Origin of the sequence: Burkholderia sp. LFS061, from assembly GCF_047978125.1 — a bacterium.
GTDB classification, from domain to species: Bacteria; Pseudomonadota; Gammaproteobacteria; order Burkholderiales; family Burkholderiaceae; genus Burkholderia; species Burkholderia pyrrocinia_C.
This window is the reverse complement of sequence record NZ_JBFPFS010000032.1, coordinates 15,312-35,988: the sequence shown is the minus strand read 5'-3', so window position 1 is coordinate 35,988 and position 20,677 is coordinate 15,312. Positions and strand designations below refer to the sequence as shown.

Sequence of the window (20,677 nt, the reverse complement as noted above, 5' to 3'; positions counted from 1 at the left end):
TGCACTCCACGTGCACCGCTTGCCGACGATGCGCCTGCAGCGCCGACGTCTTCCGCCCGCCCGTTCACAGCCGATACGAACCGTCATGTCGCACCGCCTTTCGCTTGCCCTCGCCGCCCTCCTCGCCGCTTCTCCGCTCGCCGCGCAGGCACGCCCGCTCGCGCGGCCGCCGGTCGAGCGCGACTTCAAGAGCTGGTCGGTCGTCTGCGACAACGGCAAACGCTGCATTGCCGAAAGCCACGCCGACGATATCGACGACGCGCGCACCAATCTCATCCTGCGCGTGACGCGCGATGCCGGCCCCGACGCGCAACCGTCTCTCGACATCTTCGCGTCGGCGCCACTGGATCTGCGCACGGCACGCACCGATGGCCGCCCGTTCGATGCGATGCCGCCCCAATGGCATGCGTTCGGCGACAAACCGGACAATGACGACGCGCACCCGTTCCGGATCCGGACGAGCGATCCGGCAACGGTTGCCGCATGGCTCGCCGCGTCGCGCAATGCGCAACTGCTGAGCTTCGGCGATCCGGCGTCGGCGCAAACGCCGCGCACGCCGCTGTCGGGATTGAATGCCGCGCTGCTGCTGATCGACGACACGCAGGGCCGCGTCGGCACGGTCACGGCGCTGCTGCGCCCCGGCAACCGGCCCGCGTCGTCGGTGCCGGCGGCACCGGCACTGCCGCCCGCTGTCGTTCCGGCGCCGCCCGTCGCCGGCCTGTCGGCCGCCGAACAGCGCCCGCTCGTCGATGCCGTGCTCGCGAAGTTCGGCACCGACGTGAAGCAATGCGCGGCCGATGTCGAAGACGAAATGTCGGCCGGCGATCGCAGGAAGGCGTCGCGCGCCGTGGCGATCTCGGCCGACGAGGCGCTCGTCGCGATCCCGTGCCAGACCAGCAGCCTGTATAACCACACCGACCTGTGGTACCGCGTGCGGCGGTCGGCGCCGTATGCGCCGACGGCGATGAACTTCGGCGAGAACGCGAACGCCGGCCTCGATTCGGCGTCGTTCGCGAACGAACTGACCGACGCCGGCTACGATCCCGCCAGCGCGACGCTGTCGAGCAAGGTCCGCTTGCGCAGTGCCGGCGATTGCGGCTCGACCGCGTCGTGGGTCTTCGACGGCCGGCGCTTCCTGCTCGCCGACATCGCAACGCACGGCACCTGCAACGGCCTGTTCCAGGATCAATGGCCACGCCTGTATCGCCGGGCCGACGCGACGGGAAAGCGCTGACGCGCGTGGCGTGCCACCGTCACGTCACTCGCCGACGATCGAGATCGAGAACCCGTCCCAGCCCTTCTGCCCGACCGTCTGCACGGCCGTCGTCGTGAGCTTCGGCTCGGCAGCGAGACGCGCGAAGCACTGGTCCTGATCCATCGCGCGCCTCCTGTCTTCGGAAAACTGCATTCCATGCGCGGCATCCCCATAAGCAACACACCATTCGTTCTAAGGACAGCAGCACACGTGCTCCTATAATCGCTCGACATCACAACAACAGACGGAGCACCCATGACCGATCAGGCCTCTTCGAACTGGCGCCTCGAAACCATCGCCGTGCACGGCGGTTATCGTCCCGACCCGACCACGCGCGCGGTCGCCGTACCGATCTACCAGACCGTTGCGTACGCATTCGACGACACGCAGCACGGCGCCGACCTGTTCGACCTGAAGGTGCAGGGCAACATCTACACGCGGATCATGAACCCGACGACGGACGTGCTCGAGCAGCGGATCGCCGCGCTCGAGGGCGGCATCGGCGCGCTTGCGCTCGCGTCGGGGCAATCCGCGGTCACGTACGCGATCCAGACGATCGCCGAAGCCGGCGACAACATCGTATCCGCGAGCTCGCTGTACGGTGGCACCTACAACCTGTTCGCGCATACGCTGCCGCAATACGGGATCACGACGCGCTTCGCCGATCCGCGCGACCCCGCGTCGTTCGAGCCGCTGATCGACTCACGCACGAAGGCGATCTTCGCGGAATCGGTCGGCAACCCGCTCGGCAACGTCACCGACATCGCCGCGCTCGCGGAAGTCGCGCATCGCCACGGGATCCCGCTGATCGTCGACAACACGGTGCCGTCGCCGTACCTGCTGCGCCCGTTCGAGCACGGCGCGGACATCGTCGTGCACTCGCTGACGAAGTATCTCGGCGGGCATGGCACGAGCCTCGGCGGCGCGATCGTCGATTCGGGCAAGTTCCCGTGGGCCGAGCACGCGGACCGCTTCAAGCGGCTGAACGAGCCGGACGTCAGCTATCACGGCGTTGTCTATACGGAAGCGTTCGGGCCGGCCGCCTATATCGGCCGCGCGCGCGTGGTGCCGCTGCGCAACATGGGCGCGGCAATCTCGCCGTTCAACGCATTCCAGATCCTGCAGGGGATCGAAACGCTCGCGCTGCGCGTCGAACGGATCAGCGACAACGCACTGAAGATCGCGCAGCATCTCGCGCGCCACGAGCAGGTCGAGTGGGTGAACTATGCGGGGCTGCCCGATCACCCCGACCACCCGCTCGTCGCACGTTACCTGTCGGGCCGTGCGCCGGGCATCCTGACGTTCGGCGTGAAGGGCGGCCGCGACGGCGGCGCGAAGTTCCAGGACGCGCTGAAGCTGTTCACGCGGCTCGTCAACATCGGCGATACGAAGTCGCTCGCGACGCACCCGGCATCGACGACGCACCGGCAACTGTCGCCGGCCGAGCTCGCGAAGGCCGGCGTGAAGGAGGAAACGGTGCGGCTGTCGATCGGCATCGAGCATATCGACGACCTGCTGGCCGATCTCGACCAGGCGCTCGCGCAGCTTTGACCGGAACAGGCGCGCCGGCTACCACGTCGTCGCGCCCGCCGGATACGTGTCGACGATGCGCGCGCCGTTGACGGGCGTGACGCCCGCGTTGCGCAACGCGGTCCACAAGTCGATCGCATGCTCGCGCGACTTGCGGCTGCCGTCGTCGGTCAGCACGTTCAGTGCGATCACTTCGTCGCGTGTCGTCAGTTGCAGTTGTTCCTTCAACTTGCGCGACTGATACGACGCGGTACGGACATCGCCCAGCACGATCCGCTTCTCCGCGACATTCGGCTCGCCGCCCGTGTCGGCCGGCACGAACGTCAGCCGGCCGTTGTCGAGCTCGCATTGCCCGCGCGTGAACGTCGCGCTCCACTCGCCCGACGGAACGGCCGCGAACTCGCAGTGCATCCGCTCGTTCGCGCGGCGGCCGGCGTCGTGCGCCGACGCATGCGACAGCGCCCGTTCCGGCCAGCCGGCCGCCATCGCGGCCGTCGACATCAAACAGACAGACAGCATGATTCCTGTTGCGATAGTGCGCATGGCATGCTCCTTTTCATATGGAAAACCGGCGAGCAGCGGCGTCGCAGCCGGCCGCGAATGAACGATCAGCGCACCGCGAAGCGGTTGTCGTGCGCATCGACCGTCGGTGCGTTCTCGCCGCCGTGAACCGTCGATCGATGGATTTCCTGATTGCGCGCAACGGCGGCCGGGCTCGCCGGGTAGTCGTGATTCGGGCTCGGGATCACGCCGTCGTGCCGCGCGCGCATCAGTTCCCGACGCACTTCCTGACGGGTCTTCGCCTGCGCGGCCACGGTCTGCGAGAAGGCCGCGATCGACAGGGCGGCAACGGTCATGGCGATCATCGGTCGCGGAATGTTCATGTCGTTCGCTCCTAGCCTGGAATCCGTGACAGGAGCCGTCACTTTGATCCGGCGGCGGTGCGGCATCGTGATCCCGGCATGACGGATTCGTCATGGTTCGCGCATTCACCGCGTCGCAGTACGAAGTAAACTCGTCTCGAACAACGGCGCAGGCGTCGATCGGCTCCTATGGCTACGGCGGAACGCGCACGCAAGGCATCGTCAATCTCGGGTTTCGCCATCGATTCTGATCGCGGCGACGGCACGCTCGCGCCTGCGTGACAAAAAATTCATGTTCCGATCAGGTTCACGATGCGTCGTTTCGCTACCATCGGAACGGTAACGGGCCATGCCTGTTCCCATCCACGCAGCGGGTCGCTGTCGCACGGCACGATCACGCGTTAGGCCCGGACTCATCGAGTACCGGGCCTTTTTTTGATCGTAAGGCAGACGATCAGGGTGCTGGATTGCGTTTCGGGAACAGACACGGATGCGTCTTCACGTACAGGTTAGGATTGCCGCAACGATGCCCCGCATAGTCGATCTGCTCGCCGGGAATGAGGTCGGCCGGCACCGGCTTGCGCGCGGCGGACGACGCGGTCGTGCCGGTGTCGGAACGTGGCGATGCGCAGCCTGCGAGAAGCGGGACGATCAGGACTGCGATCAACGATAGGAGAATGGCGGGACGATGCAATTTCCGGTCCGAAATGAAAGCCTGAACATGACCGCCCGCTTTCGATTCTGCTGTCGCGAACGGCGCGAATGCCGTCGGCCGCGCGGGCCATCGGCAGGCTTCATGTTCCGCTTCCCGCTCATCGCGCTCATGACGCGAACATGACGATTGCGTCACGTCGATCGAGCGCGTACGGCGCGCCGCCGCCTCGCGCAAATCTGACTTTTTTTTCATCTGCCGATCACGGTGGCGCATGGCTGCTTTCGCATACTGGGTCCATGGTTCGCCACCCGGCGCCCCTGATCAAGGAGAGAGCTCAATGAAAACGGCAAAACTCGCAGCACTGTTCGTCACCGTCACGCTATCGCTCGGCATGGCCACGCAGGCTGCATTCGCGCAAACGCAAACGCAGGGCAAGACGCGCACGCAGGTCGTCAACGAACTGAAGCAGGCGCAGCACGACGGCGTCGTACCGACAAGCAAGACGCAGTACCCGCCGACCGCCGAGATGATCGCGCGCAACAAGGAGCTTCACGGGATTTCCGCACATGGCGGCGAGAAGGCGCCGCAGGCCGATAACCACGACAACCTGGCGACGCGTTGATGCCGCTCGGTCGCATGACTGCGGGCAACGTGCCGCGCGCAACCGCCTGGCGGCGAACGCGCGGGCGTGCCCGCCCGCGATGTCAGGTGCGGATGGCGGCTGGCCGCGTCGGCTCAGCCGGGTGTCGCGGGAAGCGCAGCCAGAACGTCGTGCGCCGGCCGGGATCGCTGTCGACGCCGCATTCGCCGCCGTGGTTGTCCATGATCGACCGGACGATCGCAAGGCCGAGCCCGGTTCCCGATGCCGAATTGTGCCGCGACGGATCGACGCGATAGAAGCGTTCGAAGATCAGCCCGACATGTTCCGCCGCGATGCCGGGCCCCGTATCCGACACGGCGATCGTCGTCGCGCCGCCCTGCTCCACGCAGTCGATCGTAACGACGCTGCCGCGCGGCGCGTAGGCGAGCGCATTGGACAGCAGGTTGCTCAACGCGCGCTGGTACAGCGTGAGATCCGCATCGACCCACGCATGGCCGTCGACCTTCACCGACACGCCCGCATCCTCCGCGAGCGGCTCGTAGTAGCCGGCGACACGCCCGGCCTCTTCCGCCGCATTCAGGCGCCGCACGCCGATCGACGTGCCGGCCCGTTCCGAACGCGCGAGAAACAGCATGTCCTCGATCATTCGCGACAGCCGCTGATACTCGTCGATGCTCGACTCGATCACGTTCCGGTATTCGTCCGCACTGCGCGGCTGCGACAGCACGACCTGCGCAGCCGCCTGCAGGTTCGTGAGCGGCGTGCGCATGTCGTGCGCGAGATTCGACGAGAACTGGCTCAGCCGCGTGAACGATTCGTTCAGCCGTGCGAGCATCCCGTTGAATGCGTGCTCGAGCTCCTTCAGCTCGCCTGACATATCGAGCTCCGGCAGCGGATGCGCAAGCCGACTCGACGACATCTGCTCGGCGCGCGCCGCGAAACGCCGCAGCGGACTCAGCCCGAGCGCCGCGATGCCATACGCGATCGCGGCCGCGAGCACCACGCCGAACACCTCGATCACGACGATCGTATAAGCATGCGTACGCAACAGCAGCACGTCGGCGCTGCGATCGTACTGCACCGCGACGCGTACCACCGGAGCGCCCGCGCCGGCGAGCGGCACGGTCGTCACCAGGTACTGGTGCCGCGCGCCGGGCGGCGCGACGCCGACCGGCACGCGCCCCGCGTCCAGCGACAGCAGCGTCGCGTACGGGCGAAAACCGGGCGTGCCGACGAGGCGCGTGCCCGTCGCATCGTAGATCGCGAGATCCATGTTCGGATGGCCGTGCAGCTGGTCGATCCAGATGTCGGTGTTGCGCGCGACGTCGGCCGTCGTGCGCGCTTCGGCCAGATGCGTGCCCAATGCGGCGGAAATGCCGGCCATCTGCTCGGCCGCCGTCGTTTCGACGCGGTTGCTCAGCGCTTCATAAAGCGCGACGCCGCTCGACGCGAGGATCACCGACGTCGACAGGATGATCAGCGCGGTCAGGCGTCCGCGCAGCGTGCGCGGCAGCAGGCGCGCGATCATGCGGCCGCGCCGCCGCGCGCTTCGAGCACGTAGCCCATCCCGCGCACGGTGTGGATCAGCTTCGGTTCGTATGCGTCGTCGATCTTCGAGCGCAGCCGCCGGATCGCCGAATCGACGACGTTCGTGTCGCTGTTGAAGTTCATGTCCCATACCTGCGATGCGATCGTCGCGCGCGGCAGGATCTCGCCCTCGCGACGCATCAGCAGCCACAGCAACGCGAATTCCTTCGCGGTCAGCAGGATCGTGTCGCCCTGCCGCGTGGCCTTGCGGCGCGTCAGGTCGAGTTCGAGGTCGGCCACGCGCAGCGTGTTCGAATCGCGCGGCTGGCCGCGCCGCAGGATCGACTTGATGCGCGCGGTGAGTTCGACGAAGTCGAATGGCTTCGCGAGATAGTCGTCGGCACCGAGTTCGAGCCCCTTCACGCGATCGCCGACGTCGTCGCGCGCGGTGAGGAACAGCACGGGCGTCGACTTGCTGCGCCGCAGGTTCTGCAACAGCGTCCAGCCGTCCTGCCCCGGCAGCATCACGTCGAGCACGAGCAGGTCGTATTCCTCGGTCTCGGCCTGGTGCTGGCCCGTGATGCCGTCCTCGACCCAGTCGACGACATAACCGGCCTCGGTCAAGCCTTTGCGCAGATAGGCGCCCGTCTTCGGTTCATCCTCGACAATCAGAATTCGCATTACGCATTACCCTTGAAGAAACCCAGCCGGCGCAGCACGCCCATGCCGAAGCCGCCGCCGAAGCTGCCCAGAAGCGCGGCGCGCCACGACATCGCATGGCTGACGCGATACAGCACGGGCAGCACCAGCAGCGTCAGCGCCGTGGACGACAGGATACCGCCGATCACGACCGTCGCAAGCGGACGCTGCACCTCGGCGCCGGTGCCGGTTGCGAACGCCATCGGCAGGAAACCGAGCGACGCGACGAGCGCGGTCATCAGCACCGGCCGCAACCGCGTGAGCGCGCCTTCGCGCACGGCGGCGTCGAGCGGCACCCTTTCGTCGCGCAGGTTGCGGATGAACGAGATCATCACGAGACCGTTGAGCACGGCGACGCCGGACAGCGCGATGAAGCCGACCGCCGCCGTGATCGACAGCGGGATCCCGCGCAGCCACAGCGACACGACGCCGCCGCTCAGCGCGAACGGAATGCCGGTGAATACGAGCAAGCCGTCCTTCACGTTGTTGAACATCACGAACAGCAGCACGAACACCATGAACAGCGCGAGCGGCACGACGAGCTTCAGGCGCTCGCTCGCGCTTTGCAGCTGCTCGAACTGGCCGCCCCACGACACCCAGTAGCCGGCCGGCACGCGCACGTCCTGCTGCAACTGCTCGCGCGCATCGGCGACGAACGAGCCGACGTCGCGGCCGCGCACGTTCGCGCTGACGACCACGCGCCGCTTGCCGTCCTCGCGGCTGATCTGGTTCGGGCCCGGCGCGACATCGATTGTCGCCAGTTCCGCGAGCGGCACGTACGGCGCCGCCACGAGCGGCGCGCTGGCGCCGGCCGCCGGCGCGGGCAGCGCGATCGGCAGCCGCTTGATCGCCTCGATGTCCGAGCGCAGCTCGTCGGGCAGCCGCACGACGATGTCGAAGCGGCGGTCGCCCTGGAACAGCGTGCCGGCCTTCTGCCCGCCGACAGCCGCCGCCACCGAGTCCTGCAGGTCGGCGACGCTCACGCCGTAGCGTGCGAGCTTGTCGCGGTCGAGGTTGACGGTGAGCACCGGCAGTCCGGTCGTCTGCTCGACCTTCACTTCCGACGCGCCCGGCACCTTCTGCAAAGCCGCCGCGATCTGCTCGCCGGTCTGGTTCAGCATGGCCATGTCGTCGCCGAAGATCTTCACGGCCACGTCGCTGCGCACGCCCGAGATCAGCTCGTTGAAGCGCAGCTGGATCGGCTGCGAGAACTCGTACGCATTGCCCGGCAGCTCGGCGAGCGCTTCCTCGATCTCGCGCACGAGCGTGTCGCGCGGCTTCTTCGGGTTCGGCCACTGGTCGGCCGGCTTCAGCATGATGTAGCCGTCCGACAGGTTCGGCGGCATCGGGTCGGCAGCGATCTCGGCCGTGCCGGTGCGCGCGAACACGCGCTCGATCTCGGGGAAACGCGCCTTCAGCGTCTTCTCGATCGACTTCTGCATCTCGACCGACTGCGACAGGCTCGTGCCGGGAATCCGCAGCGCGGCGACCGCCAGATCGCCTTCGTCGAGGCTCGGGATGAACTCGCTGCCGAGCCGCGTGGCGAGCCCGAGCGTGACGAGCACGATCGCACCCGCGCCGAGCATCACGCGCACCGGGCGCGTCATGAACGCGGCGAGTACCGGTTCGTACGCGCGCCGCGCCCAGCCCATCAGCCGGTTCTCCTTCTCCTCGACCCGCTCGCCGATGAACAGCGCGACGGCCGCCGGAATGAACGTGACGGTCAGCACCATAGCGGCCGCGAGCGCCATCACGACGGTAATCGCCATCGGGTGGAACATCTTGCCTTCGACGCCGGTCAGCGCAAAGATCGGCAGGTACACGACCATAATGATAAGTTGTCCGAAGATCAGCGCGCGGCGCGCTTCCTGCGACGCGCCGAACACTTCGGCGAAGCGCTCGTCGCGCGTGAGCGGCCGCCCGGCCACCGCCTGCGCGTGCGCGAGCCGCCGCACGCAGTTCTCGACGATCACCACCGCGCCGTCGACGATGATCCCGAAGTCGAGCGCGCCGAGGCTCATCAGGTTCGCGCTCACCTTCGCGTTGACCATGCCGGTGAAGGTCATCAGCATCGACAGCGGAATCACGAGCGCGGTGATCAGCGCCGCGCGGATGTTGCCGAGGAACAGGAACAGCACGGCGATCACGAGGATCGCGCCTTCGAGCAGGTTCTTCTTCACCGTCGCGACGGCCTTCTCGACGAGCACGGTGCGGTCGTAGACGGGATTCGCCTTCACGCCGGCCGGCAGCGTGCGGTTCACGTCCTCCATCTTCGCGGCGACGGCCTTCGCAACCGTCCGGCTGTTCTCGCCCATCAACATGAAGACCGTGCCGAGCACGACCTCCTCGCCGTTCGACGTCGCGGCGCCGGTGCGCAGCTCGCGGCCGATGTCGACCAGCGCGACGTCCTTCATCCGCACCGGCACGCCGCCGACGTTGGTCAGCACGATGTTCGCGATGTCGTCGACGGTGCGCGCCTGGCCCGGCACGCGCACGAGATACTGTTCGCCGCGCTTTTCGATGTAGCCGGCGCCGACGTTGTCGTTGTTGCGTTCGAGCGCGCGCACGACGTCGGCGAGCGTCAGCCCGTACGACATCAGCTTCGCCGGGTTCGGTGCGACGCGGTATTCCTTGACATAGCCGCCGATCGAATTGACCTCGGTCACGCCGCGCACGTTCCTGAGCTGCGGCCGCACGACCCAGTCCTGCAGCTCGCGCAGGTCGGCCGCCGTATAGCGCGTGCCGTCGGGCTTGCGCGCGGCCGCGTCGGCTTCGACGGTCCACAGGTAGATTTCGCCGAGGCCCGTCGACGTCGGGCCCATCGCGGGCGCGATGCCGGCCGGCAGCTTGTCCTTCGCTTCCTGGATGCGCTCGTTGACGAGTTGTCGCGCGAAGTAGATGTCGGTGCCGTCCTTGAAGATCACGGTGACCTGCGACAGCCCGTAGCGCGAGATCGAGCGCGTCTGCTCGAGGCCCGGCAGCCCGGCCATCACGGTCTCGATCGGGTAGGTGATGCGCTGCTCGGCTTCGAGCGGCGAATAACCGGGCACGGCCGTGTTGATCTGGACCTGCACGTTCGTGATGTCGGGCACTGCGTCGATCGGCAGCTTCTGGTAGCTGAAGACGCCCAGCGCGGCCACGGCCGCGATCGCCAGCATCACGAGCCAGCGGTGCGCAATCGCAAAGCGGATCAGGCGCTCAAACATGGCGGGATTCCTTGAAACGGGGAACGGTCACCCTCACCGGACGGGCCGCGCGACCGGTCACTCGACGGGTCGCAAATCGAGCCGCATATCGGGCCGCATAGCGGGTCGAAAACCGTGCAATGGCACGCGCGTGACGCTCATTCATGTTCCGCGCTCCCCTTGCCGAGCTCGGCCTTCAGCACGAAGCTGTTCGACGCCGCATATTCCTGGCCGGGCTTGAGCCCCTTCAGCACTTCGGTCGCGCGCTCGTCGCGCCGCCCCGTCTCGACCGCCTGTGCGACGAACCCCTTCGGCGAGCGGACGAACACCGACGGCGCGCCGTCAACGTCCTGCAGCGCATCGCTCGCGACCGCGAGCGCCACGCCCTGCTTGCCCGCGTCGACCGATACGTTCACGAACATGCCCGGCCGCCACACGCCGTCCGGGTTCGGCAACACGACGCGCGCAGGCGCGGTGCGCGTCTGTTCGCCGAGCAGCGAGCCCACATACGCGATCGGGCCGCTCGAACGCGATTCGAACGCGGTCGCGCTGACGGTCGCGTCGCGGCCCACGCGCACATCGTTCAGCCGCTGCGCCGGCACGGCCATCTCGGCCCACACGGTCGACAGGTCGGAGATCACGAACATGCTTGCATCGGCGGCGATCGCCTCGCCGGGCGTCGCATGCTTCTCGACGATCGTGCCCGCGAACGGCGCGCGCAGCTCGTAGCGGTTCAGCGCGCCCGCGCCCGCCGGCGCGTTCAGCGCGGCGAGTTTCTGCCGCGCGTTCTGCACGGCGATCTCGGCCTCGCGCAACTGCACCTGTGCCTGCTGGTAGTCCTGTTCCGCCGAGATGCGCTCCTGCCACAGCGTGCGTTCGCGCTCGTAGGTTGCGCGCGCACCCGACAGCCGGCGCTCGGCCGTCAGCAGTTCGCTGCGCCGGTCCGCGAGATCGGTGCTCGCGATCACGGCCAGCACCTGCCCCTTCGCGACGTTCTGCCCGAGCGACACCGATACCTGCTCGACGATGCCGGCCACGCGCGGCACGACGTGCGCGGTGCGATCCTCGTTGAACTTGATCTCGCCCGGCAACTGGAACGGCGTCGCGATCTGCGCGGGGCCGGCCTTCGCGAGCCCGATCTTCGAGGTCGCCAACTGCGCGTCGGTCAGCGCGATCGCGCCGTCGGCGCGCGCGAACGGAAACGACGCCGCGTCGCCGCCCGCCTTGACGTCGATCGTCGCATCGAACACGTGCGGCTTGGCGATCGGCTGCGCTGACACGAACTTCTGGCCGGCCGCGTCGAAACGCAGCGGTTCATGCGTGCGGTCGTAGCGGACCAGCGTGCCGGACACGGTCACGCCCTTGTCGGCCGGCTTGCCGTCGACGAACGGATAGACGACGAGCCGCGCGTCGCCGGGCTTTTCCGTCATGACGATCTCGACGGACAGCCTGCCGCGCTTCAGCACGACGCCGCCCCGCGCGCCGGCGCCATCGGCCGGCGGTGCGGCTTCGGCGGCCGATGGCGCTGGCGCGCCGCCGCCCCGCGTGACGGCGAGCGCGCCGAGCACGATTCCGGCGCCGCCGAGCACGGCCACCGCAATGATGAAGATTCTGCTGCGTGACATGACGATCCTTCAGGTAAGAGGGGCGCTTATTGCGCGATGGCCGCGAGCGGCGTGCCGACGAGCCGGCCGATGTCGGCGCGGGCCGTATGGGCGTCGGCGAGCGCGCGCACGTATTGCGATTGCCCCTGGAACAGCGTGCGCTGCGCATCGAGCACGTCGAGGAAGCCGAACTTCCCGAGCTGGTAGCCGCGCGACATCGCGTCGAGCGCGGTGCGCGCGCCGGGCAGGATGTCGGTCTTCAGGCGCCGCGCCTCCTGTGCGGCGGCCTCGAAGTTCGCATAGGCCTGCGTCAACTCCAGCCGCAGCCGCGCGCGTTCGCGATCGAGATCGGCATTCGCGCGCTCGGCCTTGTGCGTCGCTTCGAGCAGCGCGCCCTTGTTCGTGTTGAACAGCGGAATCGGGATCGACACGCCGACGACGGCCTGGTTGTCCGGCACGCCGCCCGTGGTCACGCGTTTCACGCCCGCGCTGACCGTTACGTCCGGAATGCGCCGCGCGCGTTCGAGCGACACGGCCGCGTTCGAGCGGAGCATCTCGACGCGCGCGATGCGCGCGAGCGGCGCGTCGTCGAGCCGCTCGACGAGCGCGGGCAGCGGGTCGACCGCCGGCACGACTTCGAGGTCGCCAACCGCATCGCGCCGATCGGCGCGCGCGCCGCCCATCGCCGCATTCAGTTTTTCGCGGGCGACGTCGACGCGGCCGCGTGCGGTCGCGACTTCGATCAGCACGGCCGCCGCGGCCACCTGCGCCTTGGTCGCCTCGACCGGCGACACCTTGCCGGCCTGTGCGCGCCGCCCGGCGAGATCCGCCGAGCGCGCGGCGATCGCCGCCGATTCCCCGGTGACCTGAAGCTGCCGCTGAGCGGCGAGCAAACCGTAGAACGCGGCGATCACGTCGGCGCGCACGACGGCGCCCTGCTCGTCGAGCGACGCATTGGCCGCTTCCCTGCCGTACGACGCGACATCGAGCCGCGCGCTTCGCTTGCCGCCGAGTTCGATCGTCTGGGTGATCATCGCGGTCGACGTGCGTTCGGCGCGACGAAATCCCTCCTGCAGGAACGACACTTCGGGATTGGGGCGCGCGCCGGCCTGCATCAGCGCGCCGGCCGACGCATCGACGTCGGCGCGCGCGCCGCGCAGCGCCGGGTTGTTGCGCGCGGCCGCGTCGAGCGCGTCGGCGAGCGTCAGCGGCGCGGCACCGGCCACGTCGGGCTGCGGCGAAACGGCTGAGGGCGGCTCGCCTGGCGCGGCGGGTAGCGGGGACGATTGGGCATGGGCTGTCGCCGCCGTCGCAAGGACGGCGAGCGCAACCAGGGTGTGCATGAACATGGCGAGCCTGCGGTTACGGTTTCGCGACCGATGCTACGGAGCAACCGCAGTGCAAACATGAGGCGAAGATGATATTTCCGTCATCTTCGTTGAAGAGATCCGGCGGGAACGTGGCGCGCGGGGATCATGCGCTGCGCACGAAAGAAGAACTTGAGCGCGGCGAGAACCGCCGCACTCGATCAGAATACCTGCGTTTCGTCTGAATGAACCGAAGAGCGCGCCACGACGCTCAGATGTTGCGCGACTTCATCCGCCGGCGCCCTTCGAGCCAGTCGAGCAGTTGCCGCCCATCCGGTTCGCCGAACCAGCGCGCGTGCCCGATCAGGTAACCGTCATACGCGATGTCAACGATGGCCGGCGCATCGATGATGCAGCCGAAATACGCGACTTCCGACAGCGCGAACTCCGTATGCACGATCGGCAGCAGTGCGACCAGTGCCGCATAGGCATCGTCGCTCAGCGGTTCGAGCGATTCGTAGCCGTCGAGCAGCGCGTCGATCTGCTCGTATTCGATGCGTCGCGCGTCGGCCGGCGCCATCCAGTCGACCGTATTGCGCTCGATCGCGAGCGCGAGGTCCATCACTGCGCAGGTGCGATCCGACAACCCGAAATCGAGCACGGTTCGCACCTGCGCGCCGGGCCCCGCATCGGTCCACAGCAGGTTCGACGCATGCCAGTCGCCATGCGTCCACAGCGGCGGCAACGCGGGCAGCAGCGGCACGAGGCGCGCGTGATACGGGCCGATCGCGTCGGCGACGTCGCCGCGCCAGTCGCGCGCGCCGAGCGCGCGCACGAGCAGCGGCTGCGCATCGACCCAGCGTTCGAGCGCGCCCGCCAGATCGGCCGACGACAGCACACGGAAACTCGACAGCAGCGTGCGCACGGGCCGCGCGGGCGCATCGTAGCCGGCCGACGCGCGGTGCAACTCGGCCAACGCGCGGCCGGCCGCGTACGCATGCGACGGATGCGCGAACGGCTGCCACGACATCACGCCGCGATACGGGTCGACGCCGGGCGCGAGCACATGCACCTCGTACGTCCAGTCGCCGGATGCGAACGCGGTCGCGCCGTCGCGACCGGCGAGCACGTCGACCACGGGCATGCCGCGTTCGCGCAGATGCGCGATGAAGCGATGCTCTTCCTCGAGCCCCGCGACATCGCGCAAGCTCGCGTGATGGCGCTTGACAAACAGCCCGCGCCCATCCGCCATCCGCACGAGCACGGCCGCCGCGAACTGCCGCGGGCTGTGCCACGTCAGCCGGGCCGGCTCGCCGGCACCGTCGATCCGCGCGAGCACCGCCGCCACCTCGTCGTGCGTCATCAGCGGCCAGTCGCGTTCGGCCTGCTCGCCGTCGACGCCGAATTGCGGCGGCGCGACGTCACGCGATACTGGCCCGTCCGGCTCGAGTGGGAATGACATGAACGACGTTGCTCCGTAGTTGAATCGATGCGTGAATCAGCGCGCGCCGCCGCCCGACGCGAGCGCGCCGCCGGCCGCCGCGCGCAGCGCCGCGGCCGTCCGGCTCCAGTCGCGCCAGCCGACGACGGCGAGCCCGATGAACAGCGCATAGAGTCCGGCCGTCAGATACAGCTCCTTGAACACGAACATCCCGACGTACACGACGTTCACGACGATCCACAGCCCCCACGACGCGATGTAGCGCCGCGCGGTCCAGTATTGCGCGACGAGGCTGAACGCGGTCAGCGACGCATCGACGAACGGCAGCGCCGCATCGGTCCAGCGCGCCATCATGCCGCCGAGCAGCGCGCTGCCGACGACGGCCGCGATCAGGTCGGGCAGCATCTGCCGCGGCCGCACGCCCGTGACGGGCGCCACGTCGCCGGCCTGCGCCGCGCCGCCGTCGGCTTCGCTCGCGCGCTGCGCGAGCCAGCGCTGCCAGCCGTACACCTGCAGCACGGCGAACGCGCCCTGCAGCAGCATGTCCGAATACAGCTTCGCGTCGAAGAAGATCCAGCCGTACAGCGCGACCGACGCGAGCCCGACCGGCCAGCACAGTATGCGCCGCTTCGCGGTCAGCCAGATCGCGAGCGCGCTGACGATCACGCCGGCGATTTCGAGTGGGGACATCGTCTGTGCTCTCCTGGGTAGCTGCCGGGGCCGCGCGTCATACGGCCGGTTCCGGACGATCAGAAATCATAGCTCAACGACACGCGCGCGGTGCGCGGCGCACCCGGGAACAGGTACGCATCGCCCTGCTGCTCGCCCGCGTCGCGCCAGTAGAACTTGTTGAACAGATTGTCCACCGATACGCGCAGCACCGTGCGATGACCGCCGATCTTCGTCGTATAGCGTGCGCCGAGATTGAACACGAACCACGACGGCACGCGCGCGGTACCTTCCTCGTTCGCGTTGCGGGCCGCACTGTACTCGACGCCGCCGAGCACGTTCAGGCCCGCGACGCCCGGCACCGCATAGTCCGCATACAGCGACGCGCGCAGCGCGGGCACGTTGATGATCTGGTGTCCTTCGTACGCCGGCGAACCCGAATCGACCGCGCGGGCGCGGATCGCGGCGACGCTGGCCGTCAGCGCGAGGCGCTCGGTCATGCGCCCGGCCGCGCCGAGCTCGATCCCCTGGTGCCGCTGCGTGCCGCGCTGCACGAACGTGTAGGTCGCACCCGATGCGTCCGGGTCGGCGAACTGGAACGGTTTGCTGATCGAGAACACGGCGGCCGTGAGGCTCAGCCGGTCGAGCCAGTCGTATTTCGCGCCGACCTCGATCTGGTGCGATTCGACGGGCGGCAGGAACGCATACGCGTTGGTCGCGCGCACCGGCGCCTGATCGCCTAGCGACAGCGCCTTGCTGTACGACGCGTACAGCGACAGCACGTTCACCGGCTTGTAGACGAGCGCGACCTGCGGCAGGAACACGGAGCGGTCGGTGCGCGTATCCGCGCCGTCAAGGCTGCTCCAGCTGCGCTGGCGCAGCAGCACTTCCTTGCCGCCCGCGAGCACCTGCCAGTGTTCGCCGATGCTGATGCGGTCGATCCCGAACACGCCGTACTGCCACGCGTCGAGGCGCGGATACGACGGGCCCGGCGAATTCGGCGACGGCGCGAACGCCACGTCGGGCCCGTAGATGTTCTCGCTGCCCACGTAGTCGTACACGGCGTCGGCCATGTGCACGACGCGGCGCTGCACGCTCACGCCGAGCGTCAGCTCGTGCCGCAGCGGCCCCGTCGCGAACTTGCCCGTCGTGACCGCGCGCAGGTCGTCGTTGCGCCGGTATTCGCCGGGGCTGCGGAAATCGTATACGTCGTAGTCGCCGTTCGCGCCGAAGAAGAACGGCGACGTCGCGCCGGCCGCGCAACTCGCCGCGTACGAACAGCCGTACGCGAACGCGCTGTTGTCGTCGATCATCGTGCGGCTGCGGCCCGCGGCGATGTATGCGTTCCAGTCGTCGTTGAACCGGTAGTCGAAGCGCGCGTTCAGGTTCAGCGCGTCGGTCGTCACCGGTTTCGCCCATGGCTGCGTGCCGAGCGCCTTCGACGTCGTCTTGACCGACGGCACGACGGTGCCGCCGAGCAACTGGTAGCCGGGCGCGGAACGCTGGATCCACTGCTGGAATTCAGCGTTGAGCTGCAGGCTCGCACGCGGGCTGATGTCCCAGTCGGCGGCGATCGAGCCGAACGTGCGCCGCCCGTTCGTGCCGTCGATATACGAGTGCATGTTCTCCTTCGCGGCATTGATCCGGAAGCCGAACTGATGGTCGGTGCCGAAGCGGCGGCCGAGATCGACGGCCGCCGACGTCGAGCCGCGGCTATCGACACCGGCCGTCAAGCTCGCGACGTTCGCGGAGCGCTTCGTCACGAAGTTGATCACGCCGCCGGGCGCGACGACACCGCTGTCGATGCCGGCAAGCCCCTTCAGGATCTCGACGCGCTCCTTGTTCTCGAGCGGCACGTTCTGCTCGCCGGACACCGTCAGCCCGTCGATCCGGATCGCGCTCGCGAGATCGACCGGAAAGCCGCGGATCGCGAAGCCTTCGAAATAGCCGACCGGCGCGTAGTCGTTGACGACCGACGCGTCGTTGCGCACGACGTCGCTCAGCCGCTTCGCCTGCTGATCGTCGAGCTGCGCGCGCGTCACGACGCTCACCGACGCCGGCGTATCGCGCAGCGGCGTGTCGTCGAGCCCCGCGACCGACGCGTTGCGCACGCGAAACGCGTTGCCGCGCTCGCCGCTCACCGTGATCGTCGGCAGCGTCGCGCTGCCGGCCGCATCGGCGTCCGGTGCCGGCGCGTCGCCCTGGGCTGCCGCAGCCTGCGCCGCGAAAAGCGTGATGCCGAGACCGACTCCGAGCCCGACCTTCGCGCGCCGCCGCCGTACGGGCGACGCTGTTGTTTTATTCACCGTCATTGTTCTGGATGGAAAACTCGCCACTCGACCCTGTCGAAACACGTTACGAAGCTGCGAAGCGCACGCTCGCGGACGAATCGTCACCCGCGGCGCATCCGGCCGGCACGACATTCATCGGACGAATCGGACGAGACGGCACGCATGCGTGCCGGTCGATCGATCGGGAAGACGCAGGATGGGACATCGGATTCGGGTGACGCACCGGGAGCCGACGCAGCCGTCGACGGGTTCGTCGGGTGCCTGTCGGGCGGCCGGCGGCCTCGCGCGGTCATGTCATGCGGGGGACGCTTCGAACGCCGCGGTGCGGGCGTCGGGCAGTTGTGCGCGCCGTTCGTCGGAACGGCGGCCAACCCGTCGCACGCGACATCGCGGCGTGGCGCGCATTTTACCCCGGGCGGGGATCAAGGCCGTGGAATCTAGCGGAACGGGAGGCGGGAAAGAACGGGAATGGGGAAACGCAATTCGTGCCACATGGCAACGGCGGCAATGTGGCAGCGATGCTCGGCGCGCAGGGCAACCTCGAAGACCGGCGCAATCATGCGCCGGCCATGCGGCCGGAAACCGAAGCGGGAATGATCTCCCGCTCGCAATTCACGCGCTGCTCAGAACCCCTGCATCGTCACGGTCGGATCGACGACCAGATGCACGACGCCGTAGATGACCGCGCCGACGAGCAGCGCGAGCAGGATCGCCACGAACGGCAGCAGCGTGAAGTTGACGTTCGCGAGATCGGCTGCGTGCGCCTTGCTGTTGCGTACGCCGAAGAAACTCCACAGGACCAGCTTGATCATGCCGAGCAGTTTCATGATGCGCTCCTTTCATCGAATCGGTTGACGCTATCGTCGATCCAACCGGCATCCGAAAAAAGAAGCAGTTGCGCGCGCTTTTCGCGCAGCAGGCCGTCTGCGGCCGCATGTCGCAGGCGCGTCAGCGGTCGAGCACGAGCGGTTCCGTGGCGCGTTGCGCGGGCCGCGCGACGCACAGCAGCGCGCAGCCGGGTTCGACCGCCGCGTCGGGCGTTTGCTCGTAGTCGACCGCGCCGGACAGCACGCGCGTCGCGCACGTGCCGCACGAACCGGAGCGGCATTCTGACGGCACGGCGACGCGCTGCCCTTCCGCGAATTCGAGCAGCGTGCCGTCGGCGGGCGTCCATGCGGCTTCGCGCCCGGTGCGCCGGAACACGACCGGCACGCTCGCCGCCGGCGAGCCTGCCGTGCCTGCCGCTCGGGTCACGCTGCGCGCCACGCTCGACGGCCCGAACGCCTCGAAGCGGATGCGTTCGTCCGGCACGTTCAGCGCGCGCAGCCCGTCGTACAGATCGCGCATGAACGCCGAGGGCCCGCACAGGTAGAAGTCGTAGTCGTCGAACGGCAGGATCCGCTTCAGTTGCGCGATGTCGATGCGGCCGGCCCGCGCTGCCATGTCGCCGTGCGGACGGCTGTCGAACCAGTGCAGCGACAGCCGCGTATCGGCGGCCGCGATGCGCGCCAGTTCCGCCGCGAACGGCCGGTCGGCCGCTTCGCGCGCGCCGTGCACGAACACCACGCGGCGCGACGGCGCGGCGTCGGCCAGCGCGCGGCGCAGTATCGCGATCATCGGCGTGATGCCGATGCCGGCCGACACGAGCACGGCCGGGCGCGGGCTCGCGAGATCGAACGTGAAGCGGCCGCGCGGCATCTGCGCGTCGAGCGTCATGCCCGCCCGCGCGTGATCGTGCAGCCATGCCGACACACGCCCTTCGCGCTTCACCGTGATCCGGTAATGCGCGCCGCCCGGTGCCTCGGAAAGCGTGTAGCTACGAATCAACGGTGCATCGCTGCCCGGCAACGCAACACGCAGCGTCAGATGCTGCCCGGCGTCATATGCGGGCAACGCGCCACCGTCCACCGGTTCGAAATGGAACGAGCGGATCGCGCGCGCTTCGTCGACGATCTTCGCGATGCGCAGCGATCGCCATGCGGGTGCTAATTGGTGTGCCGATGCGGACGGCACCGGCGCGACCGCCGCCGTCACCGCTTCACCCGCGGCCGCCGCCATCGCCGCGAACTGCGGCGCGCGCTCGACCGCCGACCACCGGAACGGCAGCACCGCGCGCATGCGCCGCACCTCCCGCACATGGAACCGCACGACACGCTGCGCGCCGTCGAACGACGCGACGAGCGGCCCGTCCCACACGATCTCGGCGCGCGCGGCGACGTACAGCAGGTCGCCGCTGTCGAAATCGACGAACAGCAGCCCCGCGCGCGGATCGTGCTGCAGGTTGCCGAGCGTGTTGAAGAAACGGTTGCCGCTGAAATCCGGCGTCGTCAGCGTGTGCGCATCGTCGGCGCGCACGAAGCCCGGCATCCCGCCGCGATGCGACACGTCCGCGCCGCGCGCGGCGCCCGCTTCCGCCGACGTGTTCGCGCTCGCGACGAAGAACGTATCGGCCTGCGCGAGCAGCGCGCGATCCGCATCGCTCAGCCGGTCCGACACGTCGGGCTTGACCTGTGCATCGCCGTCGCGCGCGACGAACGTCGGCGTGCGGCCCTGGATGTACTTCGCGCAGTTGCCGAAGCTCTGCTCGACGGCGATCGTCAGCGCATCGCCGTCGACGGCGCGCACGACGCCGTTGACGCGATTGCGCCGCCGCGTATCGAATTCAATCCCGAGCCCGCCGAGCGGCGCGCCCGGCTGCCACGCGCCGCCCAGCGGATCGCCAGGCAGCGCGGGCGCCGCGATGCGCAGCGTGCGCGCATCCGGCGACGTGACGAACCCCGGCGCACCGGCCCGCAGCGTCGCCCACGGCTGGCCGTGCGCATCGACGCCGCCGAGCACGAAGAACGGCAGCTGCGCGAAAAACGTCCGGTGCTGGTCCGGCATGAAGCGCCGGATTCCGCGCCGGCCGGCCGCGCCCGCGGCTTCCGTTACGCCCGCGCGCTGCTGCACCGCGAGTTCGCCCGCGTGAAACGGCGCGGCGTCGAGTTCCCAGCCCGGTACGGCGGCGGTCGGAGCATTCATCGCATTCTCCTGAACAGGCGCGGCTTCGG

At 68.6% G+C, this 20,677-nt stretch carries 17 protein-coding genes and 1 pseudogene; 4 read left to right on the top strand and 14 right to left on the bottom strand.

Annotated elements, in window-relative coordinates:
- The first annotated feature begins 85 nt into the window (after positions 1-85).
- On the top strand, positions 86-1,234 hold the full coding sequence (locus ACNQQL_RS24765) for a DUF1176 domain-containing protein (protein ID WP_347066362.1): 1,149 nt from the start codon (positions 86-88) through the stop codon (positions 1,232-1,234).
- Between the two features lie 24 nt (positions 1,235-1,258).
- Here ACNQQL_RS24765 and ACNQQL_RS24760 read toward each other — a convergent pair.
- Positions 1,259-1,360, bottom strand: a pseudogene (locus tag ACNQQL_RS24760) (methyltransferase); the annotation flags it as partial.
- A 150-nt stretch (positions 1,361-1,510) separates the two neighbouring features.
- Here ACNQQL_RS24760 and ACNQQL_RS24755 point away from each other — a divergent pair.
- On the top strand, positions 1,511-2,806 hold the full coding sequence (locus tag ACNQQL_RS24755) for an O-acetylhomoserine aminocarboxypropyltransferase/cysteine synthase family protein (RefSeq protein ID WP_347066360.1): 1,296 nt from the start codon (positions 1,511-1,513) through the stop codon (positions 2,804-2,806).
- An 18-nt stretch (positions 2,807-2,824) separates the two neighbouring features.
- On the opposite strand, the gene ACNQQL_RS24750 is transcribed toward ACNQQL_RS24755, so the two are convergent.
- Both ACNQQL_RS24750 and ACNQQL_RS24745 read right to left on the bottom strand, forming a co-directional pair.
- Positions 2,825-3,328 (bottom strand): hypothetical protein, encoded by a 504-nt coding sequence (locus ACNQQL_RS24750; protein ID WP_347066358.1) that lies wholly within the window; start codon positions 3,326-3,328, stop codon positions 2,825-2,827.
- 65 nt (positions 3,329-3,393) lie between these two features.
- Positions 3,394-3,669 (bottom strand): DUF4148 domain-containing protein, encoded by a 276-nt coding sequence (locus ACNQQL_RS24745; protein WP_347066357.1) that lies wholly within the window; start codon positions 3,667-3,669, stop codon positions 3,394-3,396.
- A 92-nt stretch (positions 3,670-3,761) separates the two neighbouring features.
- Here ACNQQL_RS24745 and ACNQQL_RS24740 point away from each other — a divergent pair, with 92 nt between their 5' ends.
- Positions 3,762-3,899 (top strand): hypothetical protein, encoded by a 138-nt coding sequence (locus ACNQQL_RS24740; RefSeq protein ID WP_347066437.1) that lies wholly within the window; start codon positions 3,762-3,764, stop codon positions 3,897-3,899.
- Positions 3,900-4,102: 203 nt separating this feature from the next.
- On the opposite strand, the gene ACNQQL_RS24735 is transcribed toward ACNQQL_RS24740, so the two are convergent.
- Positions 4,103-4,576 (bottom strand): hypothetical protein, encoded by a 474-nt coding sequence (locus ACNQQL_RS24735; protein WP_347066355.1) that lies wholly within the window; start codon positions 4,574-4,576, stop codon positions 4,103-4,105.
- A 64-nt stretch (positions 4,577-4,640) separates the two neighbouring features.
- On the opposite strand from ACNQQL_RS24735, the gene ACNQQL_RS24730 reads away from it, so the two are divergent.
- Complete coding sequence (locus tag ACNQQL_RS24730; protein WP_347066353.1) at positions 4,641-4,925, top strand: DUF4148 domain-containing protein; 285 nt, start codon at positions 4,641-4,643, stop codon at positions 4,923-4,925.
- A gap of 82 nt (positions 4,926-5,007) precedes the next feature.
- Here ACNQQL_RS24730 and ACNQQL_RS24725 read toward each other — a convergent pair whose 3' ends face one another.
- From ACNQQL_RS24725 to ACNQQL_RS24680, 10 genes are all read right to left on the bottom strand, one after another.
- Entirely contained in the window at positions 5,008-6,432 is a 1,425-nt protein-coding gene (locus ACNQQL_RS24725) for a heavy metal sensor histidine kinase (protein WP_347066351.1), read from the bottom strand.
- Positions 6,429-7,112: a heavy metal response regulator transcription factor IrlR gene (gene irlR, locus ACNQQL_RS24720; RefSeq protein WP_006490455.1), complete on the bottom strand. Its 684-nt coding sequence runs from the start codon at positions 7,110-7,112 to the stop codon at positions 6,429-6,431. The genes ACNQQL_RS24725 and irlR overlap by 4 nt, the downstream gene beginning before the upstream one ends.
- Positions 7,112-10,336 (bottom strand): CusA/CzcA family heavy metal efflux RND transporter, encoded by a 3,225-nt coding sequence (locus ACNQQL_RS24715; RefSeq protein ID WP_347066349.1) that lies wholly within the window; start codon positions 10,334-10,336, stop codon positions 7,112-7,114. The genes irlR and ACNQQL_RS24715 overlap by 1 nt, the downstream gene beginning before the upstream one ends.
- A 137-nt stretch (positions 10,337-10,473) precedes the next feature.
- Positions 10,474-11,940 carry an efflux RND transporter periplasmic adaptor subunit gene (locus tag ACNQQL_RS24710; protein ID WP_347066347.1) on the bottom strand — a complete coding sequence of 489 codons (1,467 nt, stop codon included), beginning with the start codon at positions 11,938-11,940 and terminating at the stop codon, positions 10,474-10,476.
- 26 nt (positions 11,941-11,966) lie between these two features.
- Complete coding sequence (locus ACNQQL_RS24705) at positions 11,967-13,268, bottom strand: TolC family protein (RefSeq protein WP_347066345.1); 1,302 nt, start codon at positions 13,266-13,268, stop codon at positions 11,967-11,969.
- A 229-nt stretch (positions 13,269-13,497) separates the two neighbouring features.
- Entirely contained in the window at positions 13,498-14,688 is a 1,191-nt protein-coding gene (locus tag ACNQQL_RS24700; RefSeq protein WP_347066343.1) for a phosphotransferase enzyme family protein, read from the bottom strand.
- Positions 14,689-14,724: 36 nt separating this feature from the next.
- On the bottom strand, positions 14,725-15,357 hold the full coding sequence (gene pnuC / locus ACNQQL_RS24695) for a nicotinamide riboside transporter PnuC (RefSeq protein ID WP_347066341.1): 633 nt from the start codon (positions 15,355-15,357) through the stop codon (positions 14,725-14,727).
- A gap of 59 nt (positions 15,358-15,416) precedes the next feature.
- A complete protein-coding gene (locus ACNQQL_RS24690) occupies positions 15,417-17,648 on the bottom strand; it encodes a TonB-dependent siderophore receptor (RefSeq protein WP_347066339.1) in 2,232 nt (743 codons plus the stop codon).
- 602 nt (positions 17,649-18,250) lie between these two features.
- Positions 18,251-18,454, bottom strand: coding sequence for a DUF2970 domain-containing protein (locus tag ACNQQL_RS24685; protein WP_034182111.1), 204 nt, complete (start codon positions 18,452-18,454; stop codon positions 18,251-18,253).
- Positions 18,455-18,575: 121 nt separating this feature from the next.
- Complete coding sequence (locus ACNQQL_RS24680; protein WP_347066337.1) at positions 18,576-20,648, bottom strand: pyridoxamine 5'-phosphate oxidase family protein; 2,073 nt, start codon at positions 20,646-20,648, stop codon at positions 18,576-18,578.
- Between the last annotated feature and the right edge of the window lie 29 nt (positions 20,649-20,677).

Excerpts from the sequence above, each read along its gene's own strand:
- ACNQQL_RS24765 (WP_347066362.1), top strand. The coding sequence starts at position 86 with ATGTCGCACCGCCTTTCGCTTGCCCTCGCCGCCCTCCTCGCCGCTTCT.
- ACNQQL_RS24755 (WP_347066360.1), top strand. The coding sequence starts at position 1,511 with ATGACCGATCAGGCCTCTTCGAACTGGCGCCTCGAAACCATCGCCGTG.
- ACNQQL_RS24750 (WP_347066358.1), bottom strand. The coding sequence starts at position 3,328 with ATGCGCACTATCGCAACAGGAATCATGCTGTCTGTCTGTTTGATGTCG.
- ACNQQL_RS24745 (WP_347066357.1), bottom strand. The coding sequence starts at position 3,669 with ATGAACATTCCGCGACCGATGATCGCCATGACCGTTGCCGCCCTGTCG.
- ACNQQL_RS24740 (WP_347066437.1), top strand. The coding sequence starts at position 3,762 with ATGGTTCGCGCATTCACCGCGTCGCAGTACGAAGTAAACTCGTCTCGA.
- ACNQQL_RS24735 (WP_347066355.1), bottom strand. The coding sequence starts at position 4,576 with ATGCGCCACCGTGATCGGCAGATGAAAAAAAAGTCAGATTTGCGCGAG.
- ACNQQL_RS24730 (WP_347066353.1), top strand. The coding sequence starts at position 4,641 with ATGAAAACGGCAAAACTCGCAGCACTGTTCGTCACCGTCACGCTATCG.
- ACNQQL_RS24725 (WP_347066351.1), bottom strand. The coding sequence starts at position 6,432 with ATGATCGCGCGCCTGCTGCCGCGCACGCTGCGCGGACGCCTGACCGCG.
- irlR (WP_006490455.1), bottom strand. The coding sequence starts at position 7,112 with ATGCGAATTCTGATTGTCGAGGATGAACCGAAGACGGGCGCCTATCTG.
- ACNQQL_RS24715 (WP_347066349.1), bottom strand. The coding sequence starts at position 10,336 with ATGTTTGAGCGCCTGATCCGCTTTGCGATTGCGCACCGCTGGCTCGTG.
- ACNQQL_RS24710 (WP_347066347.1), bottom strand. The coding sequence starts at position 11,940 with ATGTCACGCAGCAGAATCTTCATCATTGCGGTGGCCGTGCTCGGCGGC.
- ACNQQL_RS24705 (WP_347066345.1), bottom strand. The coding sequence starts at position 13,268 with ATGTTCATGCACACCCTGGTTGCGCTCGCCGTCCTTGCGACGGCGGCG.
- ACNQQL_RS24700 (WP_347066343.1), bottom strand. The coding sequence starts at position 14,688 with ATGTCATTCCCACTCGAGCCGGACGGGCCAGTATCGCGTGACGTCGCG.
- pnuC (WP_347066341.1), bottom strand. The coding sequence starts at position 15,357 with ATGTCCCCACTCGAAATCGCCGGCGTGATCGTCAGCGCGCTCGCGATC.
- ACNQQL_RS24690 (WP_347066339.1), bottom strand. The coding sequence starts at position 17,648 with ATGACGGTGAATAAAACAACAGCGTCGCCCGTACGGCGGCGGCGCGCG.
- ACNQQL_RS24685 (WP_034182111.1), bottom strand. The coding sequence starts at position 18,454 with ATGAAACTGCTCGGCATGATCAAGCTGGTCCTGTGGAGTTTCTTCGGC.
- ACNQQL_RS24680 (WP_347066337.1), bottom strand. The coding sequence starts at position 20,648 with ATGAATGCTCCGACCGCCGCCGTACCGGGCTGGGAACTCGACGCCGCG.